Annotated in this window: 24 protein-coding genes; 18 read left to right on the top strand and 6 right to left on the bottom strand. The window is 39.5% G+C overall.

Going from position 1 to position 24,089, the window contains the following annotated elements; genetic code table 11:
- Positions 1–3 precede the first annotated feature (3 nt).
- The 10 genes from nhaC to ribB all read left to right on the top strand — a co-directional run bounded on the left by nhaC (position 4) and on the right by ribB (position 9,745).
- Positions 4–1,485, top strand: coding sequence for a Na+/H+ antiporter NhaC (gene nhaC, locus FK178_RS06920; RefSeq protein WP_146832655.1), 1,482 nt, complete (start codon positions 4–6; stop codon positions 1,483–1,485).
- A gap of 166 nt (positions 1,486–1,651) precedes the next feature.
- Positions 1,652–2,296: a peroxiredoxin gene (locus tag FK178_RS06925; RefSeq protein WP_146832657.1), complete on the top strand. Its 645-nt coding sequence runs from the start codon at positions 1,652–1,654 to the stop codon at positions 2,294–2,296.
- Positions 2,297–2,307: 11 nt separating this feature from the next.
- Positions 2,308–2,622, top strand: coding sequence for a thioredoxin family protein (locus FK178_RS06930; protein WP_146832660.1), 315 nt, complete (start codon positions 2,308–2,310; stop codon positions 2,620–2,622).
- Complete coding sequence (locus FK178_RS06935) at positions 2,603–2,851, top strand: DUF6952 family protein (protein WP_146832663.1); 249 nt, start codon at positions 2,603–2,605, stop codon at positions 2,849–2,851. Before FK178_RS06930 ends, FK178_RS06935 begins: the two co-directional genes overlap by 20 nt.
- Before the next feature lie 132 nt (positions 2,852–2,983).
- Positions 2,984–3,484 carry a thiol peroxidase gene (gene tpx, locus FK178_RS06940; protein ID WP_146832666.1) on the top strand — a complete coding sequence of 167 codons (501 nt, stop codon included), beginning with the start codon at positions 2,984–2,986 and terminating at the stop codon, positions 3,482–3,484.
- Positions 3,484–3,849 carry a diacylglycerol kinase gene (locus tag FK178_RS06945; protein WP_146832669.1) on the top strand — a complete coding sequence of 122 codons (366 nt, stop codon included), beginning with the start codon at positions 3,484–3,486 and terminating at the stop codon, positions 3,847–3,849. Before tpx ends, FK178_RS06945 begins: the two co-directional genes overlap by 1 nt.
- 241 nt (positions 3,850–4,090) lie before the next feature.
- Complete coding sequence (locus FK178_RS06950; RefSeq protein ID WP_146832672.1) at positions 4,091–6,457, top strand: DNA translocase FtsK; 2,367 nt, start codon at positions 4,091–4,093, stop codon at positions 6,455–6,457.
- Positions 6,458–6,470: 13 nt separating this feature from the next.
- Complete coding sequence (locus FK178_RS06955) at positions 6,471–7,115, top strand: LolA family protein (protein ID WP_205677222.1); 645 nt, start codon at positions 6,471–6,473, stop codon at positions 7,113–7,115.
- 2 nt (positions 7,116–7,117) lie between these two features.
- On the top strand, positions 7,118–8,560 hold the full coding sequence (locus FK178_RS06960) for an LptF/LptG family permease (RefSeq protein ID WP_146832675.1): 1,443 nt from the start codon (positions 7,118–7,120) through the stop codon (positions 8,558–8,560).
- Between the two features lie 36 nt (positions 8,561–8,596).
- Positions 8,597–9,745, top strand: coding sequence for a 3,4-dihydroxy-2-butanone-4-phosphate synthase (ribB, locus tag FK178_RS06965; protein ID WP_146832678.1), 1,149 nt, complete (start codon positions 8,597–8,599; stop codon positions 9,743–9,745).
- Here the strand turns inward: ribB and FK178_RS06970 are convergent.
- Positions 9,735–10,400, bottom strand: coding sequence for an NAD(P)H-dependent oxidoreductase (locus FK178_RS06970; RefSeq protein ID WP_146832681.1), 666 nt, complete (start codon positions 10,398–10,400; stop codon positions 9,735–9,737). The two genes, ribB and FK178_RS06970, sit on opposite strands and share 11 nt — an antisense overlap.
- Before the next feature lie 170 nt (positions 10,401–10,570).
- Here FK178_RS06970 and FK178_RS06975 point away from each other — a divergent pair, with 170 nt between their 5' ends.
- From FK178_RS06975 to FK178_RS06985, 3 genes are all read left to right on the top strand, one after another.
- Complete coding sequence (locus FK178_RS06975) at positions 10,571–11,221, top strand: SanA/YdcF family protein (RefSeq protein WP_146832684.1); 651 nt, start codon at positions 10,571–10,573, stop codon at positions 11,219–11,221.
- Between the two features lie 61 nt (positions 11,222–11,282).
- Positions 11,283–11,639: a phage holin family protein gene (locus FK178_RS06980; protein ID WP_146832687.1), complete on the top strand. Its 357-nt coding sequence runs from the start codon at positions 11,283–11,285 to the stop codon at positions 11,637–11,639.
- Between the two features lie 149 nt (positions 11,640–11,788).
- Positions 11,789–12,604 (top strand): HAD family hydrolase, encoded by an 816-nt coding sequence (locus FK178_RS06985; RefSeq protein ID WP_146832690.1) that lies wholly within the window; start codon positions 11,789–11,791, stop codon positions 12,602–12,604.
- A 12-nt stretch (positions 12,605–12,616) separates the two neighbouring features.
- Here FK178_RS06985 and FK178_RS06990 read toward each other — a convergent pair whose 3' ends face one another.
- Both FK178_RS06990 and FK178_RS06995 read right to left on the bottom strand, forming a co-directional pair.
- The gene (locus FK178_RS06990) at positions 12,617–13,381 is read right to left on the bottom strand and encodes a hypothetical protein (RefSeq protein WP_146832693.1); all 765 of its coding nucleotides are present in this window, start codon (positions 13,379–13,381) and stop codon (positions 12,617–12,619) included.
- 40 nt (positions 13,382–13,421) lie between these two features.
- Positions 13,422–14,366 (bottom strand): L,D-transpeptidase, encoded by a 945-nt coding sequence (locus FK178_RS06995; RefSeq protein ID WP_240793908.1) that lies wholly within the window; start codon positions 14,364–14,366, stop codon positions 13,422–13,424.
- Between the two features lie 289 nt (positions 14,367–14,655).
- On the opposite strand from FK178_RS06995, the gene FK178_RS07000 reads away from it, so the two are divergent.
- Positions 14,656–14,847, top strand: coding sequence for a cold-shock protein (locus FK178_RS07000; protein WP_139067447.1), 192 nt, complete (start codon positions 14,656–14,658; stop codon positions 14,845–14,847).
- 235 nt (positions 14,848–15,082) lie between these two features.
- Positions 15,083–15,649, top strand: coding sequence for a M48 family metalloprotease (locus tag FK178_RS07005; protein ID WP_146832696.1), 567 nt, complete (start codon positions 15,083–15,085; stop codon positions 15,647–15,649).
- 1 nt (position 15,650) lies between these two features.
- On the opposite strand, the gene FK178_RS07010 is transcribed toward FK178_RS07005, so the two are convergent.
- Positions 15,651–17,186: a GH3 family domain-containing protein gene (locus FK178_RS07010; protein ID WP_146832699.1), complete on the bottom strand. Its 1,536-nt coding sequence runs from the start codon at positions 17,184–17,186 to the stop codon at positions 15,651–15,653.
- A gap of 105 nt (positions 17,187–17,291) precedes the next feature.
- Positions 17,292–18,854 (bottom strand): NAD(P)/FAD-dependent oxidoreductase, encoded by a 1,563-nt coding sequence (locus tag FK178_RS07015; protein ID WP_146832702.1) that lies wholly within the window; start codon positions 18,852–18,854, stop codon positions 17,292–17,294.
- Between the two features lie 70 nt (positions 18,855–18,924).
- Here FK178_RS07015 and FK178_RS07020 point away from each other — a divergent pair, with 70 nt between their 5' ends.
- The 3 genes from FK178_RS07020 (at position 18,925) to yidC (ending at position 22,853) form a co-directional block, all read left to right on the top strand.
- Complete coding sequence (locus tag FK178_RS07020; protein ID WP_146832705.1) at positions 18,925–19,161, top strand: DUF3820 family protein; 237 nt, start codon at positions 18,925–18,927, stop codon at positions 19,159–19,161.
- A 122-nt stretch (positions 19,162–19,283) separates the two neighbouring features.
- Positions 19,284–20,927: a CTP synthase gene (locus FK178_RS07025; RefSeq protein WP_146832708.1), complete on the top strand. Its 1,644-nt coding sequence runs from the start codon at positions 19,284–19,286 to the stop codon at positions 20,925–20,927.
- Between the two features lie 69 nt (positions 20,928–20,996).
- The gene (gene yidC, locus FK178_RS07030) at positions 20,997–22,853 is read left to right on the top strand and encodes a membrane protein insertase YidC (RefSeq protein ID WP_146832711.1); all 1,857 of its coding nucleotides are present in this window, start codon (positions 20,997–20,999) and stop codon (positions 22,851–22,853) included.
- A gap of 83 nt (positions 22,854–22,936) precedes the next feature.
- Here the strand turns inward: yidC and FK178_RS07035 are convergent, their stop codons facing one another.
- Positions 22,937–23,908 carry a fasciclin domain-containing protein gene (locus FK178_RS07035; protein WP_146832714.1) on the bottom strand — a complete coding sequence of 324 codons (972 nt, stop codon included), beginning with the start codon at positions 23,906–23,908 and terminating at the stop codon, positions 22,937–22,939.
- Between the last annotated feature and the right edge of the window lie 181 nt (positions 23,909–24,089).

The raw sequence follows: 24,089 nt of genomic DNA on the forward strand, positions 1-24,089 counted from the left end.
TTAATGCAAGGCCAGACCACCAACCCCGGAAACGAAATAATTACAGAGAACAGAGAATTGAATATATGGGAAGCACTTATTCCTGTTATCGCCCTTATTGGAATGCTGGCGTTCAATGTATTCGTTTTTGGCGATGATGCCCTAAGTGGTTCCAACCAGTTCATTTTATTACTGGGTGGTGCGGTTGCTGCGATTGTGGGTTATTTCAATAAAGTTGATTATAATAAAATGATAGACGAGGTTGCCAACAATGTACAAAGTACTACCGGGGCAATTTTAATATTATTAATGGTTGGCTCCCTGGCGGGAACCTGGATGATTAGCGGCATTATTCCCACGATGATCTATTATGGCATGCAAATTCTTAATCCTACTATATTTCTTGCTGCCTGTGTGATCATATGTTCGGTTATCTCTGTAGCAACGGGGAGCAGCTGGACTACCTCTGCCACTGTTGGTATTGCATTGATTGGAATAGCAGAAGCCCTGGGAATCTCCGTTGGTATGACGGCCGGAGCTATACTTTCAGGCGCTTATTTTGGTGACAAGCTTTCACCTTTAAGTGATACCACCAACCTTGCCCCCGCTATGGCCGGTACAGATCTTTTTACGCATATTAGATACATGATGCTCACTACGGTGCCCACTATTACTATCACTATCATTTTATTTATAATTATTGGTTTAAATCTAGATGTTGCCGGAAATACCGATACTTCCTCTATTTTAAGGTCTATTGAATCCTCCTTTACTATTTCACCCTGGCTTTTTGTGGTGCCATTGGTGGTAATATTGCTTATTGTTAAAAAAACTTCCCCCCTCATTGCATTGTTAATAGGAACTTTGATGGGTGCGGGAGCTGCACTTATTTTTCAGCCGGGAATTGTGGCTCAAATTGCAGGAGTGACAGACCTTACTTTTATAAGTGGGTACAAAGGGATCATGCAGGCTATTACGGTAGAAACATCTGTGGTAACAGATAATGAAGACCTTAACGATCTTTTTTCCGCTGGAGGTATGGCGGGAATGCTGGGAACTATATGGCTTATTATATGTGCTATGGTTTTTGGAGGTATCATGGAAGCAATTGGCGCCCTTGCAACAATAAGCCGTGCACTGCTTAACCTTTTCCACACCACATTTGGATTATTTGCGAGTACCGTTTTTAGTTGCCTCGCCTTGAATGCTACAGCTTCAGACCAATACCTGGCCATCGTAGTACCAGGAAAAATGTTTGCCAAAGCTTACCGCGATAAAGGTTTGGCACCGGAGAATTTAAGTCGGACGCTGGAAGATTCAGGTACCGTAACTTCAGTCCTGGTTCCATGGAACACTTGTGGAGCCTACCATAGCGGTGTACTTGGAGTCCCTACTCTTACCTATGCAGGGTATGCATTTTTTAATTACCTGAGCCCATTCATGACCTTGTTATTTGCGGCTTTCAGTATTAAGATCAAACAACTTACGACCGCGCAAACTGCTTAATAGGTTTCCCAACATCTTCATTATAAACCAATTCTATCTTGCAATTAATTTATAATAGATAAAAACTATTAATTTATAGGGATTTAGAATTTTGTTTAGTGGGCTTCATTGCAATGATTTTTTAAATTTGCAGCTGAAAATTAATCACAACTTAAACAATAAAAATATGGCTTTAGTAGGAAAAAAATTTCCAAATTTAAGTGTAAATGCAATGGATGAAATGGGAGATACCTTCAAGTTGAACGTACTGGAGGAAGCCCAAAAAAACAATAAAAAAGTACTTTTATTCTGGTATCCTAAAGACTTTACTTTTGTGTGTCCTACCGAGTTACATGCTTTCCAGGAAGCTCTTGGGGAGTTTGAAAAAAGAAATGTAAAAGTTATTGGCGCATCCTGTGATACTGCCGAAGTGCATTTTGCCTGGTTAAACACTTCTAAAGATAATGGTGGAATTGAAGGTGTGACCTACCCTATTCTTGCAGATTCCAACAGAAACCTAAGTTCACAATTAGGAATTCTTGATATCTCAAATGAACAATATGACGAGGAAACAGGAACTGTAACGGTAGAAGGTGACAATGTAACTTACCGCGCTACTTACTTAATAGACGAAGAAGGAACAATTTTTCATGAGAGCGTAAACCATATGCCTCTTGGAAGAAACGTAAAAGAATTTATTCGCCTGGTAGACGCTTATACGCACGTACAGGAAAAAGGTGAAGTATGTCCTGCCAACTGGGAGGAAGGAAAACAGGCAATGAACGCAAACCGCGAAGGTGTTGCATCGTACCTAAGCACCAGCGCAAACTAAAAAAAAGAAGAATGGTTAAGGAATTAGAACAAGACAACCTGAGCACTATTATTGCTGAAAGTGATAGTGTAGTGGTTCAATATATGGCCGGATGGTGCGGTAACTGCCGCGTAATGAAGCCAAAGTTTAAAAAACTTGCCGGGGAAAATGAAGCAACTACCTTTATTATGGTAGATGCTGAAAAATTCCCTGAATCGCGAAAAATGGCAAATGTAAATAACCTGCCCACCTTCGCTGCATTTAAAAACGGAAGCTTGATCAATCAGGTTCAAACAAATAAATTTGAATTATTAAAAGACCTAGTAAATGAAGTTGCCAGTAATTAGACATTTACAGCGCAATAATGATGTGGTGCAATTGCAACATACCATTGAAGTTCTGGAAAGTTTCACTGAACACAGATCTGTAAGTGATACCGAAATGGATGTAATTGGTGAATTGCTTACTAATTTATGTGGTGCTGTAGAAGTTCATAAAATGATAGAAGAAGGAACACCGGAAATAGATGCTGCCAATAATTTTGCAAAAAAAGTTATGGGCTCCATAGACCGTTAAATCCTTAGGATTACATCTTTAACAGAGGCTGTTTTAATTTTTAAAACAGCCTCTGTTGTTTTATGATAATTTTAGTAAATCCTTATCACATAAGCACTAAATTTAGTTTTCCAATAATAAATATCTAAAACAATGTCACAAATAACCATAAAAGACAAGAAAATTAATACTTACGGCAGGCTTCCGGAGATTGGGGAAAAAGCGCCTCATTTTGAGTTGGTACGGGCAGATCTTTCGCCTGCTACATTAAAGGATTTTAAGGGGAAACGTGTGATAATGAATATATTTCCAAGCGTTGACACCCACGTTTGTGCAACTTCAGTAAGATATTTTAATGAAAGAGCATCGAAATTAAATAATACTGAAATTCTCTGTATTTCAAGAGATCTTCCCTTTGCCCAAAAAAGGTTTCTGGATGATGAAGGATTAAAAAATATTACCAATCTTTCTGATTTCCGCCAGGGGGATTTTGGAAAGGATTATGGAGTGGAAATGATTGACGGGCCCTGGGCAGGTTTACTTTCCCGGGTGGTTATTGTCCTGGATGAGGAAGGAAAGGTACTTCACACCCAACAGGTCCCGGATATTGATGAGGAGCCCGATTATCTGTCGGCGTTGAAATCCCTGCTGTAATGCGGGATAGTTTTCTTGCAAAACGGTTAAAAGGTGCCGGGTATGCTTTTAAAGGTGCCTGGATATTAATAAGAACAGAACCCAGCATACAGGTACAAGTGGTTATTTCAATCCTGGTTACTATTGCCGGGTTTTATTTTGATATCACCAAAACCGAATGGATGTTCCAGGTGTTTGCCATTGGCCTTGTGCTTAGCACCGAGGGCCTGAACAGCGCAGTGGAAGGGATCGCAGATTTTATACATCCGGATTTTCATACCAAAATTGGCTATATAAAAGATGTCGCGGCAGGAGCGGTTCTCTTCTCGGCCCTAACCGCCGTGGTAATAGCTGCATTTATATATCTTCCCTATATTTTCGAATAAATGGACGGGTAATGTATATTACCCTGGAGCTTCCGTTCACTTATTTTTAATTCTGAAAATACAGCCTTCAACCAAAAAATCTGCTAATCAAAAATCACTCTCTATCACCGGGAATAATTATAGAAATAAATCGTTAGATTTGGGATTAAGTAATTACAAAAGGAATTCTCAAATTGATTTCCTTTTATTTATTTTAGACTAATGCTAATTTGTATTTTTGCAGAAATTCCCCAAATAATATATGGCCAGTAAAAAAGCCTCCAATAAAAAGAAAAGTAACCCCGGTTTTAAAAAACCATCATTTAAAATTACCAGGCAGCAAAAGGTGATTTTTGGAAGTTTTTTAATGTTTCTGGGAATTGCTTTGCTTATTGCATTTACATCGTTTCTATTTAACTGGGAGGCAGATCAAAGCACCCTGGGAGAACTGGGCAACCGAGAGGTGGAAGCGAAGAACTGGCTTAGTAAATTTGGTGCTGGCGTAAGTGACTTTTTTATATATAAAGGCTTTGGCCTGGCGGCCTACATACTTGGGGGCCTTATAACCGTTTCCGGGATCTATCTTTTCTTTAATTTAAAATTAAAAAATCTTTTTTCATTCTGGTTCTGGGGCATCTTAATGATGATATGGTGGGCAATATTTTTTGGCTTTTTTGCTGATAAATATACCATCCTGGGCGGTAGGGTTGGATATGAGGTAAATGATTATTTACAGGATTATATAGGATTTGCGGGTACAGTTCTCTTGCTTACCTTTTTATTCATTGCTTATTTTGTTATCAGGCTGAAGGTCACACCTGAGATGGTTGGTGCTTTTTTCAAATCCAAAAAGAAAAGTATTTCTGAAGATTTTAAAGGAGCTTCCCCTACCGCAAAAATCACTTCAGAAGAAGAGGAATGGGTTGAAAAAGCGGTTATTAAAGATGTTTCTACTCCACCTCCTGCCCCATCAATTCCGCTAAAACCTGAGCCACAGGTTGAAATTAAGAATGCTCCAACGGTTCCGCCCACCCCCGCAGAGGATGTACAAATGGAGGTGGAAACGGCTGAAGAAGAGGAAATAGAAGATACCCTAAGCAAAAAGCTGGTTAAGGATTTTGGCGAGTTTGATCCTACCCTGGAATTAAAAAATTACAAGTGGCCCACCATAGACCTTCTTAAAGATTACAACCTTAGTGGCGGTATAACGGTAGACCAGCAGGAACTGGAGGAGAACAAGAATACCATTGTAGCCACTCTTAAAAATTATAAGATTGAGATCGCACAAATAAAGGCAACAGTAGGCCCAACGGTTACCTTATACGAAATTGTGCCTGAAGCCGGTATAAGGATCTCGAAGATCAAAAATCTGGAAGACGATATAGCTTTATCCCTGGCTGCCCTTGGAATAAGGATCATTGCCCCTATTCCTGGAAAAGGAACCATAGGGATCGAGGTGCCAAACAAAAATGCGACCATAGTTTCCATGAGATCTGTTATAGCATCTCCAAGATTCCAGCATGCTGAAATGGAACTGCCGCTGGCACTTGGAAAATCTATTTCAAACGAAACTTTTGTCGTAGATCTGGCAAAAATGCCTCACCTTCTAATGGCCGGAGCCACAGGACAGGGAAAATCTGTAGGATTAAATGCTATACTCACCTCCCTTTTATACTGTAAGCATCCTGCTGAAGTTAAATTTGTGCTGGTAGATCCAAAAAAGGTGGAACTCACCCTGTTCAACAAAATTGAAAGACATTATCTGGCGAAACTTCCCAATACCGAAGATGCTATTATAACAGATAATACCAAGGTAATTCACACCCTTAATTCTCTTTGTATTGAAATGGATGACCGTTACAACCTCTTGAAGGATGCAATGGTGAGAAATATAAAGGAGTACAATGTGAAATTCAAAGCAAGGAAATTAAACCCGGAACATGGGCATAAATTTCTGCCTTATATTGTCCTGGTGGTAGATGAGTTTGCAGATCTTATTATGACTGCAGGAAAGGAAGTGGAAACCCCCATTGCACGACTTGCACAGCTTGCCCGGGCCATAGGTATACATTTGATCATTGCAACCCAAAGACCCTCGGTAAATGTGATAACCGGTATAATTAAGGCCAACTTCCCCGCGAGGATCGCTTTTAGGGTAACTTCTAAAATAGATTCCCGCACCATCCTGGACAGCCAGGGCGCCGATCAGCTTATTGGTAGGGGAGATATGTTATTTACACAGGGGAATGAATTAATACGTTTGCAGTGTGCTTTTGTAGACACTCCGGAAGTGGACAGGATAACAGAATTCATAGGGTCTCAAAAGGCCTATCTGGATGCGTATCTCTTGCCGGAATACGAGGGCGAGGATAATGGCACAGCTCTTGATATTGATGTAAGCGAGCGTGACAAACTGTTTCGTGAAGCCGCAGAAGTTATTGTAATAGCGCAACAGGGATCGGCCTCTTTACTGCAAAGAAAATTAAAATTGGGATATAACCGCGCCGGACGGATTATTGACCAACTCGAGGCAGCAGGAGTTGTAGGACCTTTTGAAGGCAGCAAGGCAAGGCAGGTTTTAGTAACAGATATGGCGACGCTCGATCAATTACTAAATGATGATGATTAATAAAAAAATTAAAATGAAAAAATTTCCACTTTTTATAATAGCGGTGATGAGTGTATTTGTTATGAATGCACAAAATGGCGATAAAGCCAAAAATTTACTCAAGGAAGTGTCTTCAAAGGTAAAAGCCTATGATAATATGGTAATAGACTTTAAATATACGCTTGAGAACCTTACTGAAAAAGTGAGTCAGGAAACCCGGGGGGATGTGAGTATAAATGGTGATAAATATGTTCTGAATTTAATGGGAACTACCCAATTATTTGATGGGAAAAAGATCTATACCATTATTCCTGAAGACCAGGAAATTAATATTTCGAATTATGTTGAAGAGGATGATAACAGCATCACGCCTTCTAAGATGTTTACCTTTTATGAAGAAGGATACACCTATAAATGGGATATCACACAGGATGTAAAAGGCCGTAAGATCCAGTACATCAAACTTACCCCAATAGACAGTAAGGCCGATGTTAAAAATATCCTGTTGGGTATAGACACCCAGACAAAACACATTTACAACCTTATTCAAACACAGGATAACGGAACCAAAATTACCATTACAGTTAAGAGCTTTAAGACCAATCAACCTTTGGCCAAGAATCTTTTTACTTTTTCTGAAAGCAGATATAAAGATTTCTACATCAACAGGTTGGATTAAGAGTGAAAATACTTGACAGATACATACTAGTAAGTTACCTTAAAACTTTTTTTACTGTTTTTGTCATTCTTATGTTCATTTTTGTACTCCAGACTATCTGGTTGTATATTGGTGAACTTGCAGGAAAAGATCTGGATGCAGGAATTATTTTTAAATTCCTGCTCTACTTTTCCCCCAAATTGGTACCACTGGTACTTCCCCTTACCATTTTGCTCTCCTCGATAATGACCTTCGGGAGTTTTGCAGAGAATTATGAATTTGCTGCTATGAAATCCTCGGGAATTTCATTGCAACGCGCCATGCGTAGTTTAACCTTTTTCATAGTACTTGTAAGCCTTACCGCTTTTTTCTTTGCTAATAATGTTATTCCTGCTGCCGAATTCAAATCCATTAACCTTAGAAAGAATATTGCCCAACTCAAACCTGCTATGGCAATTTCAGAAGGCATCTTTAATGAGGTGGGAGATTTTAATATTAAAGTTGAAAAGAAGACCGGAGATAATGACCAGTTTTTAAACGATGTAATAATTCATCAAAAATCCCTGCAGGGAGGTAATCATACGGTTATCAAAGCAACCCGTGGAGAACTGGTGGGAAGTACAGAGAGTGAGATCCTCTCCTTGATCCTTAGGGATGGTAATTATTACGACGAGATTCAGCAAAACGATCCTTCAAAAAGATTAAATAAACCCTTTGCCAAAAGTTATTTTGAGGAATATGTGATCAACATTGATATCTCGAGTTTCAATGATGTGGATATGGAAGATGAAAATTTCAGGAATTCCCAGAATATGCTGAAGATCTCTGAACTTACCCAAAGTATTGATTCATTTTCCACCTCCTATAATGAGGAGATGAGAAAATTTGCAGATGTTATATATTCCCGTTCCGGCGCGACACAATTTAATGCCAATTTTACCCCGGCCGATACCGTAGCGCAAATAGATAATACCGTGCTTGATTTTTATGATGCCGAAAGGGGGGAACAAATAGTCAATCTCGCACTGGGATCTGTAAATGCTGTTATTTCCACCGTAAATATAAAAAAGCAGGAATTCCGGGCAAATGCCAAACAATTGAACAAATTTGAAATTGCTCTTCACGAAAAATATGTACTGGCCTTCGCATGTATTATACTTTTCTTTGTAGGTGCACCCCTGGGAGCCATCATTAGAAAAGGCGGAATGGGGTTACCTATGGTAATAGCAATTCTGGTATTTCTCACCTACCACTTTATTGGGATCTTTGCCAAGAACAGCGCCCAGGATGGCACGATGAGCCCTTTACTCGCCTCGTGGTTATCCAGCCTGGTAATGTTACCATTGGGAATATTTTTTACTTATCGCGCTACTACAGATCAGGGGCTGCTGGCCTTTGGAAATCTTATTGAACCTTTCAACAAACTGCTCAAAAAACTGAATTTAATCAGGAAGGAAACAAAATAGATTAAATACATTTGCAGCCTGTAATTTTACACTACTATGGCACAAAATACCATGACCTCCAATAAAATTGTACTTCATACCATAAAGGAAGCAATAGATGACATCCGGGCAGGAAAAGTTATTATTGTTGTAGATGATGTTGACCGCGAGAATGAAGGAGATTTCCTTGCCGCTGCCGAAAAGGTGACCCCGGAAATGATCAATTTTATGGCCACTCACGGGAGAGGCCTTATATGTGCTCCCATTACAGAGGCAAGATGTAATGAATTGAAGCTGGAAATGATGGTAGGTAATAATACCGATCCTATGGAAACCGCCTTTACCATTTCGGTGGATTTAAAAGGAAAGGGAGTAACCACAGGGATTTCGGCATCAGACAGGGCTAAAACTATCAAAGCACTTATTGATGAGGACACCCGCCCCCACGATTTAAGCCGTCCAGGCCATATTTTCCCCTTAAAAGCAAAAGAAGGTGGGGTGCTAAGGAGGACCGGCCATACAGAGGCAGCAATTGATTTTGCCCGCCTGGCAGGATTTCAGCCGGCTGGGGTGATCGTTGAGATCATGAACGAGGACGGGACAATGGCCCGTTTACCTCAACTTTTGCAGGTGGCCCAAAAATTTGATTTAAAAATAGTTTCTATAGAAGATCTTGTGGCGTACAGGATGCAACACGATTCCCTCATTGTAAAAAAAGAGGATTTTGATATAGAAACACGTTTTGGAACTTTCCGCTTAAGGGCTTATAAGCAAACAACCAATAACCAGATTCACCTTGCCCTTACCAAAGGTTCGTGGAAAGCAAATGAAGAGATCCTGGTGCGCGTTAATTCCACACTGGTTAACAATGACATTCTTGGAACACTTACCAATAATGCAGATAAGAAACTGGATGACATGTTCAGAGTTTTAAATGATGAGGGGCGTGGAGCAATTGTTTTCATAAATCAGGAAAGCCAGTCACTTAACCTGCTTAATCGCCTTTCTGAACTTAAGGAACTTCAGAAGCAGGGTGAAATGAAAGCACCTCCAATAATAATGGATACCAAGGATTTTGGTATAGGTGCCCAGATCCTTCACGATCTTGAGATTCATAAAATAAAACTACTTTCCAACTCCCGCCAGACCAAACGGGTAGGAATGATAGGCTATGGCCTGGAAATAACCGAATATGTTACGTATTAGTAAGATCTTTATCTTCTGAAGAAGCTGAAAGGTCTATAATAACATCTGAAATCTCCCGTCGCACCTTCTTAAATTCCGAAAAAACATCATCGGCAGCGCGGTAACCAACGGGAAGTACTAATACAGATTCCAGGTTTAGTTCATCCAGCGCCAATAATTCATCAAATTTACGGGGTTCAAAACCTTCCATGGGGCAGGAGTCTATCTCCTCAATAGCACAAACTGTCATTAGGTTTCCAAGTGCCAGGTAAGCCTGATTTGTGGCCCAGGCCTTGATCTCTTCAATAGATTTATTTTCAAAATCTCCCACCAGGAAATTTTTAAAAGGATCCAATACCTCCTCAGGAGTAGCCCTTATATGGTGAACCATTTTGAAGTACTTTTCTATAAATGACTTGTCAATTCTCTTTTCAATACAAATTATAAGGAGGTGTGATGCAGTACTTACCTGTTTTTGATTAAAGGAGAACCCCATTAGTTTTTGTTGAAGTTCCTTATTATGAATAAGTACCATCTTTATAGGCTGCAGTCCATAAGAAGTTGCGGTTAAATTGAATGCAGTTTTAAGCACCTCAATTTTTTCCTGCGGAAGGATTTTTGAATCATCAAACTTCTTGGTGGCATAACGCCACTGAAGGGCTTTTATATTATTCATTATTTAATCTATATGATTAAGAATTATTGGGTAAATTTAAACAATACTTTTTCCATCCTGAAAGTTCTTCATAAATTCTATCAATCTCTACCTGCGTTTATCCAATAACAAATGATAAAAACCTTTATGTAAAATATTACTTTTAGAAAAATTGCGTTATAAGCTGTAGTATGAAAATGCTTAAAAAATTATTTTTCCTTTTTCTACTTTTCGTTGCTGCCGGATTTTTAGTTATCTGGGGTCTTCACGCCTATATTTCAAACACTACCTCCTCCCGAATCTATCAAAGTCTGGAATCTGTCCCTGCATCTCATACCGTGATCATCCTGGGGGCAAGTGTACATTCCGATGGAAAATTGTCCCCTATCCTGCAGGACCGGGTTGATACCGGTCTAAAATTATATACCAGTGGAAAAGTTAAACGCTTTTTATTAAGCGGTGACAACAGGCAATCTGATTATGATGAAGTAAGGTCTATGCGAAATTACCTTATGGATAGAAATGTACCAGAAGAGCATATTTTCATGGATCCTGCTGGAATAGATACTTATGACAGTATGTACAGGTCACAGGCCATTTTTGACATTCCCAGTGCAATAGTGGTAACCCAGCAATTTCATCTTCCACGTGCTATTTTTATTGCTAAAAACCTGGGGTTAAATTACAGTGGATTTCCCGCCGACTCACGACAATACAAAACTCAGGAAAGTTTAAAACTCCGGGAAAAACTTGCCAACTTTAAAGCCTTATATGAAGTTCTTTTTCAGCAAAGTCCGGCCACTATGGGTAAAAAGACGCCCATTACCGTAATACACGACTAAATTGCTGTAATTGGTTTTTTTTGATACCTTTAGTTAACTAACTAATAAAAACCTCCCAATTATGGTACAATGGCTTCTTCACATTATTATAGATGCAGCAGTTTTATTAATTGCTGCAAAATATATGGCAAAAGTTGAGCTCAAAGGCTGGAAAACAGCTATTGTTGTCGCTTTGATCATTGGAATACTAAGTTTTTTATTAAGCTGGCTTCTTGAGGGCATACTTCACCTGGCAACCCTTGGCCTACTTTACTTCCTGGGTTTAGGGTTTATAATAAGGATCATCGTGTTTGCAGTTATTATTGAGATTGCAGATAAATTGAGCAAGGATTTTAAAACTGTGGGATTTTTACCATCCCTCTGGCTTGCAATAATTCTTGCAATTGTTGGCGGGATAGTGGACGCCATTCTTTTCTAAAATAAATAAAGTTATATTCTAAAAGACCGGTCTACAGGCCGGTTTTTTCATGCTATTATTGGACACCCTTATAACCGGAATGTTTATATCAATTCTTTTTACTTTCTCACCCCCTCCTCTTTCTGTAACTTTGTCCTATAAATAAAATTATGATTAAATTGATTATTACAGATATGGATGGAACATTGCTTAACGACAAGCATGAGATCCATCCCCAATTCTGGGATATAGAAGAAGAGCTAACCAAAAAAGGAATTTTATTTGCTGTGGCCAGTGGCCGGCAATTTTATAATCTGGAATCGAGGTTTAATAGGTTAAATGACAGGATGATCTATTTTGCTGAAAATGGCACCCATGTAGTGCATAAAGGCAAGGACCTGTTTGTAAATGAACTTGACCCCGCTGCCGCCAAAAATTTTATAGAAGTTGGACGTAACATTGAGGATGTGCAATTGGTGTTGTGTTGCAAGGGATCTGCCTATGTAGAAACCAGGGATGAGCAGTTTATTTCAGAGATCAAACAATACTATGAACGGCTGGATTATGTAGATGACCTTACCTTAATTAATGACCCAATCTTAAAAGTTACTATTTGTGACCGGAAAGGAGTTGAGAATAACAGTTATGAAGCTTTCAAAAAATATGAAAAAGATTTTAAGGTGGCTATAGCTTCAAGGGTCTTTATTGATATTACCAACATTACTGCCAACAAGGGAAATGCCATTAAAGCTGTACAACGGGACCTGGGCATTAATCCTGAAGAAACCCTGGTTTTTGGCGATTACCTTAATGATCTTGAAATGATACAAAATGCTGGAGTAAGTTACGCTATGAAAAATGCGCATCCTGAGATCATAAAGGTGAGCACCCACATTACCGAATTTGATAATAATGAAAATGGGGTTTTACGCACCTTACAAAGTTTAGGCCTGGTAAGCCCGGTTGTTTCTGCCTCAAATATTTAAGAAGAGAAGCTCTTACTGAATAATTATATTAGTCTTATCTACACCGGTATTACCGGTTTCGGGATCGAAGGCATACACAGTGATCTCGTAATTTCCAGGCTTCAAATTAATACTCCCTTGAAAGGTGCTTGGTTTTCCCATCACCTTAAGATCTGTGTTTATTGCTTCGGTGCCATCCTGGCTTATTAGTGCCTTCACTTCATATTTACTGGCATCCCATACGCCGCCTTCGGTTACCGGGCAACCGCACATCATAACCACATTGGCAGTGATCTCAATATTTGTATTTGCTTCGATACTTTCATGAGTTTGAGGAGATAGTATATCAACCACAAAACCGGGAATTTCAAGAATTATTCCCTCCCCTTTAATATGTTTTCCCGGAAGTATCCATTGCTGTGTGGTGGTTTTTACAGCAGCCTGTTTTTTACTAACCGGCCCATAAGCCTCAATTGTAACAAACACGGGCTCTTTAATATCGAGTTTGGCCAGAAATCCTGCCGTATTCTCATCGCTTATCCTTTTTCCCCGAAGTTGAGGATTATTCATTATAATATCGGTATCTCCGGTACTCCCACGGGTCATACCCTGCGCCAGTATCTTTCCGGTAGACTCATCTTTTACAATAATCCTGGCACCTCCAAGGGATGTTCCAATGAATTTAGCATCTTTAGATTTCGCTCGTATCATAACTTCGGTCTCCTGGGAGATGACAACCTGTGAGAGAAAGAAAACAATTAAAACAAGAAAACGGGATTTGAGCTGGATTGTTTTCATAGACGTGAGTTTAATAATCTAATTTACAGAAATTAAATTACTAGGCACCCAACAGGTTTTCCTCCTTTGTAATTTCCTTCTTTTCAAAGTTCTTCTCATCAGCCATATAGTCTTCTACATATTTTTTGATAGTCCCGAGTTCACCTTCATTGAGCTTGTTGGCGTCCGGATTATTTGCAAGATCCAACCAGGGAACCTGGGCATTAAAGTTATATTCTCCAAAAACCATAAAAGGGGTACCATTCTTAATTAAATATCTTCCGCGGGAATCCAATTTCCAGGGAACTGCCCAATCAAAAATAAACTTGGCATCTTCCATATCCAGCCTTACACAAGCGTGACTGGCAGGGTAACCTGGCAATAAATATTGATGCACGCCCACCCCATAAAAATTCATAAAATTAAAATAATAAGGCATGATCCAATCGGGATCAACAGTGCTTACCTTTCTTTTGGATTTGAAATTGGCATAATTAAGTCCATTTGGCGTAGGAGTAGATTGCTTTCCTGAACTCACAGGACCCCAATGGATTAAACGGCCTTTTTCATAAAGGGCAAAGGCCTGTATACGTTGCGCTATTAAAAGGGTTTTAGGAATGGAATCCAAATAGGGCATTTCTTGAGGGAATGGTGAATATTTTAAAAAATCCTCAAATAAAGTATCAGGGATCACCAGCCTAGTACCTGCTTTTATCCTGTTTTTTTCAATTCGGTTCAACAATAATATATTGCGCTCCTCTTTTTCGGAAAAAAAGCCAAAAATACTGTCACGATGTGCTGTACTTACTATGGAGTCAAGTTTATACTTAATAATTAGGGGTTCCGGAACGGGCTCGACCTTTTGCTCCTCTTCTTTTTTCACAGAGTCTGTTTTAATAGAGGAAGGAGATGTTTTTCCTGAAGATCCATCACATGACAACAGCATTGCCGCAATAAAAAAAAGGGAAACATGAAGGACCAAAAATTTAGAGTAAATATTTTTCAATGGGAGGTATTATTGATTATACCAAAGATAAATCATTTATTATACCGTTTTTCTTCGGGTTTAACTTCCTGAAAATTCTGTAGAAAATAAAATTTCATTTTAAACTTCCATGAAAAACCATTTTGGTCTTTTTTCAAAGGATCACTCCACAGCCATTTGAAAAATTTTGTTAATGAAAATTAAAATTTTTTAATATACGGCCGTTTTGTTGAAAACATTTTAATTTTTCCTTTTTTATTTTATAAAGTAAATAATTTGTGTATCTTTGCTCAAATTAAATTTATATATAATGAATAGAGGAACTGTCAAATTTTTTAATGACTCTAAAGGATTTGGATTTATTACAGACGAAGAATCAAACAAAGAATATTTTGTACACGCAAATGGTCTTGTTGATGAAATCAGAGAGAATGACGAAGTAACGTTTGATCTTGAAGAAGGAAGAAAAGGATTAAATGCAGTAAACGTGAAACAAGCTTAGGCTTAGTTGATATAGTTACTATACTTATGAAAGTTTTAGCCTTACACATTGTGTAAGGCTTTTTTTTGTCGTTGTCCCAAAGAATTTTTTATTCCCGGCAGAGGTCAGTATATTTATAAAAAAAATTAAACCTACTTATAGCAATACCGAGAATATAAATTCCAAGAGATATTTTTTTATATTTTTTGTGTTTGCTTTATGTGCACAACCCTGCTTATACAGTTTTTCCTTTTCTATGAATAAAAATGACAGCCTGGTATTTACCAATAAAACTATCCCTGCTTCAATAGAAAAAGAAGTTAGAATTGCATTATCCCATTATCCTGAACTTTTGGAAACCCCAATAATATTTAAATTTAAAAAGGATATTAAAAAATCCTTTATGCAGGCTCAGCCAAAATTCTCCGGGATCCTGAAAAACCGGAAAAATCGCTCCTATTATATAATGATAAGCGATAAATTAAAAATTGAAGGGGAAGAGTTTGGAGTTAATGAACTTCCGTCTGATGTACTAATTGGATGGATAGGGCATGAACTGGGACATATTATGGATTACCGGGACCGCAGCGGATTCAATCTTTTAATATTTGGAGTGAGATATCTGCTATCCAACAAACATATAAGAGAAGCCGAAAGAGCGGCAGACACCTATGCCGTGAACCGCGGAATGGGAGAATATATACTTGCTACCAAAGATTTTATCCTTAGCCACGCCCATCTTTCTGAAGTTTATAAAGCGCGTATTAAAAGGCTGTACCTCTCTCCCGAGGAGATCATGGAACTTGTTGAAGAACTGGAATAACCTAAGCAGTGGTTCCCTGCTGTTCTTTAATAAATGCTTCCCACTCCATAAATTTTTCCTCATTCATCACCTTTTCCATTTTTACCTGCCCACCTTTTTTCTTATTTAAAGCATTCCATTCGTGGAAAAGATTAGGATCAACGGTTTTTACTTTAACCCCTTTCAGGGCTTTTGTTCTGGCCACCCTGTAATTTTTATTGGCAATGGACAAGGCTTCATCCAGTGCGGCTGCCAGTTCCTCTCCAGGCATGGTAGCATCAGATCCAAGATACCAGGAATGATAGAAGTCATTATCTATGCGCACTGCCGCTACTGTAAATTCCGGGATCTTTATATCAAATTTTTCTTCCAGCTCTTTTAACGCATCAGACATTTTATTCACAGAAAGTTGTGAGCCCACAACATTCAGAAAAAACTTGGTCCTGCCGGTAATCCTTATTTCGTGGCGTTCAACATCGGTAAATTTTATGGTATCTCCAATAAGGTATCTCCAGGTTCCGGAAACAGTGCTTATTAAAAGAATATATTCCTCATCCTGCTTCACAGCAGTAATAGGGATTACCGGGGCATTCTCTGTAATTGAACCATCTTCATTTACATATTCGGCCTTAAAAGGCACAAATTCGAAATAGATCCCATTATCAAGGACCAGTTTCATTGAGTTAGTTTCCGGCCTTTGCTGGTAGGCTAAAAATCCTTCGGAAGCGAGGTAGGTATCAATTACGGTAAGGGGATGTGCGAGTAAGGCATTGAAACTTTTTTCATAAGGTTCAAAAGCCACCCCGCCGGAGGTATATACCTGAAGGTTGGGCCATATTTCATGAATATTGGAAACTTTGTGGTAGGAAATCACCTCCTTTAACATCAATTCAATCCAGGATGGAATTCCGGATAAGGCTCCAATATCCCAGTTCTTGGCGTTTTCAGCAATTCTTTTTATGCGTTCATCCCAATCCCCTATCTGGGCAATCTCTTCACCGGGCTTATAAAAGCCCCTAAACCAGGAGGGAATATTGCTGGCAGATATTCCGCTTATCTCTCCTTCCTCGTGGTCTCCCTCCTCCTTTAGATCTGTAGAACTCCCCAGCATCATGATCTCCTTTTCAAAAAAATCTGATTGCAGATCGAAATTGGTCAAGGCTCCAACTTGTTTAATACCGGTTTGTCTAATAGCTTCAACCATTTCTTCGGTAACTGGTATGCGCTTACTTGTCTTCCCGGTAGTACCCGAGCTCAAGGCAAAATAGGGCGGTTTCCCGGGCCATGTAACATTATCCTGTCCTTCGTGCATTTTGGACCACCATTCCTCATTGATTTTATTATAATCAAAATAGGGCACCCTGGCGGCGAACGCTCCCGGAATATCTTCAGATTCCAGGATCTCCTCAAAGCCGTATTTTTTTCCGAAAGAAGTATCTTTAGCGGTATTCAATAATTTTTTTAGCACTTCTAGCTGAGCCTCTTCTGCAACTGGTTCAGAAACAATTTTACCCCGTAAATCGATCAATCCTTTGATCAAAGACCCAATTATTGCCATTCTAATGTGTTTAAACTGATTTGATTTTAATATAGGCAAAAGTCAAAAAAACCACTACCATTCGTGGTCTAATTACCAATATTTTAACCTTTAAAAAAGAGATGGTTAATGGGCAGCCTTGATTCGCGCGATACAGCCTTCAGCACATTTCTCCCCGTCGATTGCTGCGGAAACAATTCCTCCTGCATAGCCGGCTCCCTCCCCACAGGGAAAAAGGCCTTTGATACGAATATGCTCAAGAGTTCCCGGATCCCGCGGAATTCTTACCGGGGAAGAGGTTCGTGATTCCGGCGCGTGGATCACCGCTTCATTGGTGAGATAACCCTTCATTGTTTTTCCAAATTCCACAAAACCAGCTTTAAGGGTTTGGTGAATAAATTCGGGAAAAACTTCCCGGAGATCTGTTGAAGTAACTCCGGGCTTATAGGAAGTTTCCGGCAGCTGTGTGGAAACTTTTCCTCTAACAAAATCTTCCAGCTTTTGGGCCGGAACCCGCTGGGTTTCTCCTCCCAGGACCCACGCCTTCTGCTCAATACTTTTTTGAAAATTCATCCCTGCCAGGGGAGAATTGCCATATTTACCAAAGTCTGACATTCTAAGCTCCACCACTATCCCCGAATTGGCCGTAGGTTGATCCCTTTTGCTGGGAGACCAACCATTGGTAACCACTTCACCGGGGCTGGTTGCACAGGGAGCTATGATCCCACCGGGACACATACAAAAAGAGTACATCCCCCGGCCGTTAATTTGTTTCACGATGCTGTATGGCGAGGGAGGAAGAAATTCTCCCCGGCTATCGCATTTATACTGGATCCTGTCTATTAATTCCTGGGGATGTTCTACTCTCACCCCCAAAGCAAAGGGTTTGGCCTCTATCTCAATTCCTTTTCTATCCAGCAATTCAAAAATATCCCTGGCCGAGTGTCCTGTGGCGAGAATAATATTTCTGGCGGCAATCTTGTCTCCGGTCTGGGTTATAATTCCGCTTACTTCATTATTTGTTATAAGAATATCGGTTACCCTGGTCTCGAATTTAACCACGCCTCCATATTCCAGAATTTTCTCGCGCAAACTTGCAATAATAGCAGGTAATTTATTAGTCCCAATGTGGGGGTGTGCGTCTACAAGAATATCCCGGGTAGCGCCAAAAGCCACAAAAAGATGAAGGATCCTTTGTACATCTCCCCTCTTTTTGGAACGCGTATATAACTTTCCATCACTATAAGTTCCCGCTCCTCCTTCTCCAAAACAATAATTGGAATCCTCATTTACAATATGCTCAATATTTAGAGCTTTTAAATCCCGCCTTCGGCTTCGTACATCTTTTCCCCGCTCAATGATGATTGGCCTTAAGCCCCCTTCAATACAACGCAGGGCTGCAAATAAACCCGCAGGGCCGGCCCCTATAATGATCACCTCCTCTTTATTGGTAACATCGTGATAATCTGGCAGGGAAAAATCTTTGGCTTCAAAGCTTTCCGCAACATACACATCAACCTGAAGATTGATTTTCACCTCCTTTTGGCGGGCATCAATAGATCGTTTTAAGATCTCCACATGGGTGATCTCTGAAACGCCAATTCCGGAATGTCTCGAAACTTCTTTTTTTAGAAGTTCCTTTTTTGCGGCAGCTTCCGGAGAAACCCTTAGTTGATAATTGTATTTCATCTGGAAAATTATTCTGCAAAATTAAACTTTTCAAAACTGAAAAAACAAACCGCCTCTTTACCTTTGTGAAATGGAAATAAAACCAGACTATAAAGCGTTGATAGAACTGGCGTATGCCAAAATGTATTTTGGAAAATACAAGGACTATTACCTTTCTGAAATTCCCGAATACTACCTTATTTGGTACCGGCAAAAAGGATTTCCCGAAGGGAAACTGGGAGACCAGTTGCGGCAGGTGACAGAGATCAAGGTAAACGGGATGGAACAGATCCTTAGAAACATTCGAAAAAAATATCCTAATAACTGAGGCTATGCAGCATAACCCCCTCAATTTAACTCCTAAATATTAGAAGGAGAATAGAGGGATTTTTTATATTCTTCTTTGTAATTTAGCGCCCTAAATATCACAACGCAATAAACTCTTTTAAAATGGCCGAAACCAAGTATATTTTTGTAACGGGAGGGGTTTCTTCTTCCCTGGGAAAAGGAATTATAGCCGCTTCCCTGGCAAAATTATTACAGGCTCGTGGTTTTAAAACCACTATTCAGAAACTGGATCCTTACATAAATGTTGACCCTGGAACTTTAAATCCTTATGAACACGGGGAGTGTTATGTGACTGAGGACGGCGCTGAAACAGATCTTGATCTTGGGCATTATGAGCGGTTCCTTAATGTGAACACCTCCCAGGCAAATAATGTGACTACCGGAAGGATCTACCAAAGCGTAATTGAAAAGGAGCGCCGGGGAGATTTTCTTGGAAAGACCGTACAGGTAGTTCCTCATATTACCAATGAAATTAAAGAGCGTATCCAGCTTTTGGGCCGCAATGGCGATTATGATATGGTTATTACCGAAATTGGTGGAACCGTTGGTGATATTGAGTCCCTGCCATATATAGAAGCGGTAAGACAATTGAAATGGGAACTTGGTGATGAGAACGCACTTGTAATTCACCTAACCTTTGTCCCTTACCTGGCTGCGGCTAAAGAGCTCAAAACCAAACCTACCCAGCACAGTGTAAAAACCCTGATGGAAAGCGGTATAAAAGCTGATATCCTTGTATGCAGGACCGAGCATGAATTATCTGATGATATTCGAAGGAAACTGGCCATCTTTTGTAATGTGAAACAGGAAGCTGTCATACAATCTATAGATGCATCTACCATCTATGACGTCCCCAATATGATGCTGGAAGAAGGTCTGGATACCGTTGTCCTTAAAAAACTTGGACTTCCCACAGATTCTGTTCCAAATCTTGAAGGCTGGAACAAATTTCTGCAAAGGCATAAAAACCCTAAATATGAGGTTACCATTGGGCTTATAGGTAAATATGTTGAATTGCAGGATTCCTACAAATCTATTCTGGAAGCTTTTATTCACGCAGGAGCGGAAAATGAGGTGAGGGTAAATGTGGAAAGCATTCATTCAGAATTTATCAATGAGAATACTATTCAAAATAAAATTGCCCATTTAGACGGTGTTTTGGTAGCACCGGGATTTGGAGAACGCGGGATTGAAGGAAAGATCGATGCTGTACGCTATGCCCGCGAACACAATATTCCTTTTTTGGGAATATGCCTGGGAATGCAAATGGCAGTTATAGAATTTGCCAGAAACGTACTTAAATTGAAGAATGCCAATTCTACTGAAATGGATCCTCATACCGTTCATCCTGTAATTGATATAATGGAAGAACAAAAAGCCATTACCCATATGGGTGGTTCTATGAGATTAGGTTCCTGGAAATGTGAACTTAAGGAAGACTCATTAGCCTACAGGATCTATAAAACCAAAAATATCAAGGAAAGGCACCGGCACCGGTACGAGTATAACAATAAATACAAGAATGAGATTGAAGCTGCGGGATTAAAGAGCAGCGGAGTGAATCCTAAGACCGGCCTGGTAGAGATTATTGAACTCGAAAACCATCCCTGGTTTGTAGGAGTGCAATATCATCCTGAATATAAAAGCACTGTGGCTTCCCCTCACCCACTTTTCATAAACTTCATTGCAGCAGCAATGACTTACTCAAAACAAAAAAATAGTGCCAATGTGGCACAAAATCAATAAACGGTCATTTTTTTGACTCGCATTTCGCGGTAAGCGATATTATCCGCCTTAGCTTATTTTATCTTAAACATGGAAGAAAAGAAATTCGATTTACAATCCCTGATTGGGTTTTTCCTTATTGGAGCAATCTTGATCTGGATGTTGTATAACAACTCCTTTGAAGGAGAAACGGCAACAGAAACCCAAACTACAGAGCAAATCCAGGAAACCCCGGAAAATGTTCCGCAGCAGCCTCAAAGTGAAAGTGCCCAGACGGCTGACTCTACTGCAATCGCCCGCGCGCAAAGCGAATTGGGAGCTTTTGGGTATTCGGCAACATTGCCCTCAGCAACCAATACCAACACCACTCTTTCCAACGGATTACTGGAACTGAAGGTTAACAACAAGGGTGGTTATATCTCTGAAGCCAGAATGGTACAGTATAAAAGATATGATTCGCTTCCCGTTTATCTTATAAAAGATGGCAATGCCTCTTTCAATCTTAACTTCACCACAACAGACGGAAGAGTACTGGATACAGAAAACTTGTATTTTGAACCTTCGCTATCAAAAAGCGGGGAAAACCAGGTTCTTTCTATGACGCTAAAGGTATCAGAAAGTGAATTTCTGGAGTACAGGTACGTTTTAAAACCGGGAGAATATATGCTGGACTTCAGTATCAGGTCTCAGGGTCTAAGCCGTGTATTCAATAGTTCAAGAGATATTACTTTAGACTGGAGACTTAAAACCCTGCGGGAAGCTAAGAGTATTTCATATGAAAACCGTTATACAGAACTAATTTATGAATATGATGGCGGCAAAGATGATTACCTGGGACAGAGTGACTTTACAGATGATGAAGAAGAGGATGTTACCTATATAGCTTTTAAACAGCATTTCTTTACTTCGATCCTTTTAACTGATACCCCTTTTGCTCGCGGAAAATTTACTTCCAGAAATCTGGTGCAGGATGAGGAAGTGGATACTGTTTTTACCAAAGAATTTACCTCAACCCTGCCTCTTGCACTTAAAGGCGGGGAACTCAATTATAATATGAATTGGTACTATGGACCATCAGATTATAAGACGCTAAACGATTATGACAGAAACCTAGATGAGGTGCTTCCATTAGGTTGGGGAATTTTTGGATGGATCAATAAATACCTTTTCATTCCGTTCTTTAGCTTTTTGAGCAGTTTCTTACCAAGTTATGGTATTGCTATTATTGTGATGACTATTGTTGTACGTATAGTTCTTTCACCGGTTACCTATAAATCATACCTCTCTCAAGCCAAGATGAAAGTTTTAAGGCCAGAGATAACAGAGCTTAATGAGAAGTATAAGGACAACCCAATGAAAAAGCAGCAGGAGACAATGAAGCTGTACAGCAAAGCTGGTGCAAGCCCAATGAGCGGCTGTTTACCTGCCCTGATGCAGATCCCTGTTTTCTATGCTTTGTTCCAGTTCTTCCCCAGTGCTTTTGAATTAAGACACAAAGGATTCTTATGGGCAGATGACCTTTCAAGTTATGACACTATTGCCGAATTGCCATTCACCATCCCATTTTATGGTGACCATGTGAGTTTGTTCCCTATTCTGGCCTCTATAGCCATCTTTATCTATATGATGATGACCACGGGACAAACTATGCAACAAAACCAACAGCCGGGAATGCCCAATATGAAATTCATCATGTACCTGTCTCCCCTGCTAATGTTGTTTTTCTTTAATAACTATGCCAGTGGTTTATCATTGTATTATTTCACTTCCAACTTAATTACCATTGGAATTATGCTTGTGATCAAATATGCAATTATCGATGAAGATAAGATCCATGCAAAGATCCAGGAGAACAAAAAGAAGCCAAGAAAACAAGGAAAGTTCGCAAGGAAAATGCAGGAAATGATGGAGCAGGCAGAGCAGCAGCAAAAGAAAGGAAAGAAATAATTCCTTTCATATATCTATTTAATAGTGAAGCCCGGGTATTATTTCCCGGGCTTCTTTATTATTAAACAATAAGAACGTTTCTTCTACATCTCCGGAAGTAAAACCTGGTCTACAACGTGAATAACCCCGTTGGTGGCCTGCACATCTGTAGCAATTACATTGGTCACACGTTCATTCTCATCGGTAATTGTAACTCCGCCGGTGGTGTTTATAGTAAACATTCCGGTTTCAAAAGTGGTAACCTCCATTCCATCTGTAATATCCCCGCTTCTAACATTCGCGTTGGCTATTACGTGGTAACTTAGAACTGAGGAAAGAACATCGGCAGGAAGATCATCCAGACTATCTAAATTCAGTTCATCCAACAAATCTACAAAGGCATTATTGGTTGGCGCAAACACTGTAAAAGGTGCAGGTGCTTCCTGAGTTTGTAAAATTTCTACAAATGGAAAATCATCTTCCCTTGTTAAAGCGGCAACCAGGATATCAAAATTAGGATCGGCAAGAGCGAATGTTGTAATATCCGGTAATCCAATTACACTGTTTACTGCGTGAATCACCCCATTATCTACAGCAACATCTGCAGTGGTAACCTCAGCAACACCATTGATCATAACCCCGTCCTCCAGGTTGATATACATACTAAGATTGTTTTCACCCGGTGACATTGTGGAAGCGGTTTCAACATAACCCGTGGAAAGATCTGCTGCCATAACTTTTCCGGGTATAACGTGATTTAATAAGACCTGGGTTAAAACATCAACAGGAACAGCATTAAGGTTTGCAAAACCATTGGCAGATAAGAAAGCATTAAAAGCAGCATTATTAGGCGCAAATACAGTATAATCTGTATCCCCGTCTAATGTAGTCTTTAAATTTGCAGCGATAAGGGCTGCATTTAAACTGGAATAATCCGGATTGGATTCTACAAAATCTGCAATAGAGTTAGTGGGCGGAATAACGTCCCCTCCCTCATCGTCACTACTGCAGGCAATTACGCCAAGAGACAAGATCCCTGCAAGTGCAATTTTTTTAAAATTTGATAATAATAGCATTTTTTTATGTTTTGGTTTATGATATAAAAATAATACAGTTGGTATTTTTCTTTGTTTAACTTTTGTTAATTAATAATAGACAAAAGTTAATTCTTTATTATACCGCTCTATACGAAATTTAAAAAACATAACGTTATATATTGCAATAGCTATATTTACAATCCAATCAAATCTATTAACT

This window comes from Antarcticibacterium arcticum (assembly GCF_007993795.1).
Taxonomy (GTDB): domain Bacteria; phylum Bacteroidota; class Bacteroidia; order Flavobacteriales; family Flavobacteriaceae; genus Gillisia; species Gillisia arctica.

Coding starts and splice junctions, on each gene's coding strand:
- FK178_RS06985 (WP_146832690.1), top strand. CDS start 11,789: ATGATTAAATTGATTATTACAGATATGGATGGAACATTGCTTAACGAC.
- yidC (WP_146832711.1), top strand. CDS start 20,997: ATGGAAGAAAAGAAATTCGATTTACAATCCCTGATTGGGTTTTTCCTT.
- FK178_RS07035 (WP_146832714.1), bottom strand. CDS start 23,908: ATGCTATTATTATCAAATTTTAAAAAAATTGCACTTGCAGGGATCTTG.
- FK178_RS06945 (WP_146832669.1), top strand. CDS start 3,484: ATGCGGGATAGTTTTCTTGCAAAACGGTTAAAAGGTGCCGGGTATGCT.
- FK178_RS07015 (WP_146832702.1), bottom strand. CDS start 18,854: ATGAAATACAATTATCAACTAAGGGTTTCTCCGGAAGCTGCCGCAAAA.
- FK178_RS07005 (WP_146832696.1), top strand. CDS start 15,083: ATGAATAAAAATGACAGCCTGGTATTTACCAATAAAACTATCCCTGCT.
- FK178_RS06990 (WP_146832693.1), bottom strand. CDS start 13,381: ATGAAAACAATCCAGCTCAAATCCCGTTTTCTTGTTTTAATTGTTTTC.
- nhaC (WP_146832655.1), top strand. CDS start 4: ATGCAAGGCCAGACCACCAACCCCGGAAACGAAATAATTACAGAGAAC.
- FK178_RS06980 (WP_146832687.1), top strand. CDS start 11,283: ATGGTACAATGGCTTCTTCACATTATTATAGATGCAGCAGTTTTATTA.
- FK178_RS06930 (WP_146832660.1), top strand. CDS start 2,308: ATGGTTAAGGAATTAGAACAAGACAACCTGAGCACTATTATTGCTGAA.
- FK178_RS07000 (WP_139067447.1), top strand. CDS start 14,656: ATGAATAGAGGAACTGTCAAATTTTTTAATGACTCTAAAGGATTTGGA.
- FK178_RS06950 (WP_146832672.1), top strand. CDS start 4,091: ATGGCCAGTAAAAAAGCCTCCAATAAAAAGAAAAGTAACCCCGGTTTT.
- FK178_RS06935 (WP_146832663.1), top strand. CDS start 2,603: ATGAAGTTGCCAGTAATTAGACATTTACAGCGCAATAATGATGTGGTG.
- FK178_RS07010 (WP_146832699.1), bottom strand. CDS start 17,186: ATGGCAATAATTGGGTCTTTGATCAAAGGATTGATCGATTTACGGGGT.
- tpx (WP_146832666.1), top strand. CDS start 2,984: ATGTCACAAATAACCATAAAAGACAAGAAAATTAATACTTACGGCAGG.
- FK178_RS07020 (WP_146832705.1), top strand. CDS start 18,925: ATGGAAATAAAACCAGACTATAAAGCGTTGATAGAACTGGCGTATGCC.
- FK178_RS06970 (WP_146832681.1), bottom strand. CDS start 10,400: ATGAATAATATAAAAGCCCTTCAGTGGCGTTATGCCACCAAGAAGTTT.
- FK178_RS06925 (WP_146832657.1), top strand. CDS start 1,652: ATGGCTTTAGTAGGAAAAAAATTTCCAAATTTAAGTGTAAATGCAATG.
- FK178_RS06975 (WP_146832684.1), top strand. CDS start 10,571: ATGAAAATGCTTAAAAAATTATTTTTCCTTTTTCTACTTTTCGTTGCT.
- FK178_RS07025 (WP_146832708.1), top strand. CDS start 19,284: ATGGCCGAAACCAAGTATATTTTTGTAACGGGAGGGGTTTCTTCTTCC.
- FK178_RS06955 (WP_205677222.1), top strand. CDS start 6,471: ATGAAAAAATTTCCACTTTTTATAATAGCGGTGATGAGTGTATTTGTT.
- ribB (WP_146832678.1), top strand. CDS start 8,597: ATGGCACAAAATACCATGACCTCCAATAAAATTGTACTTCATACCATA.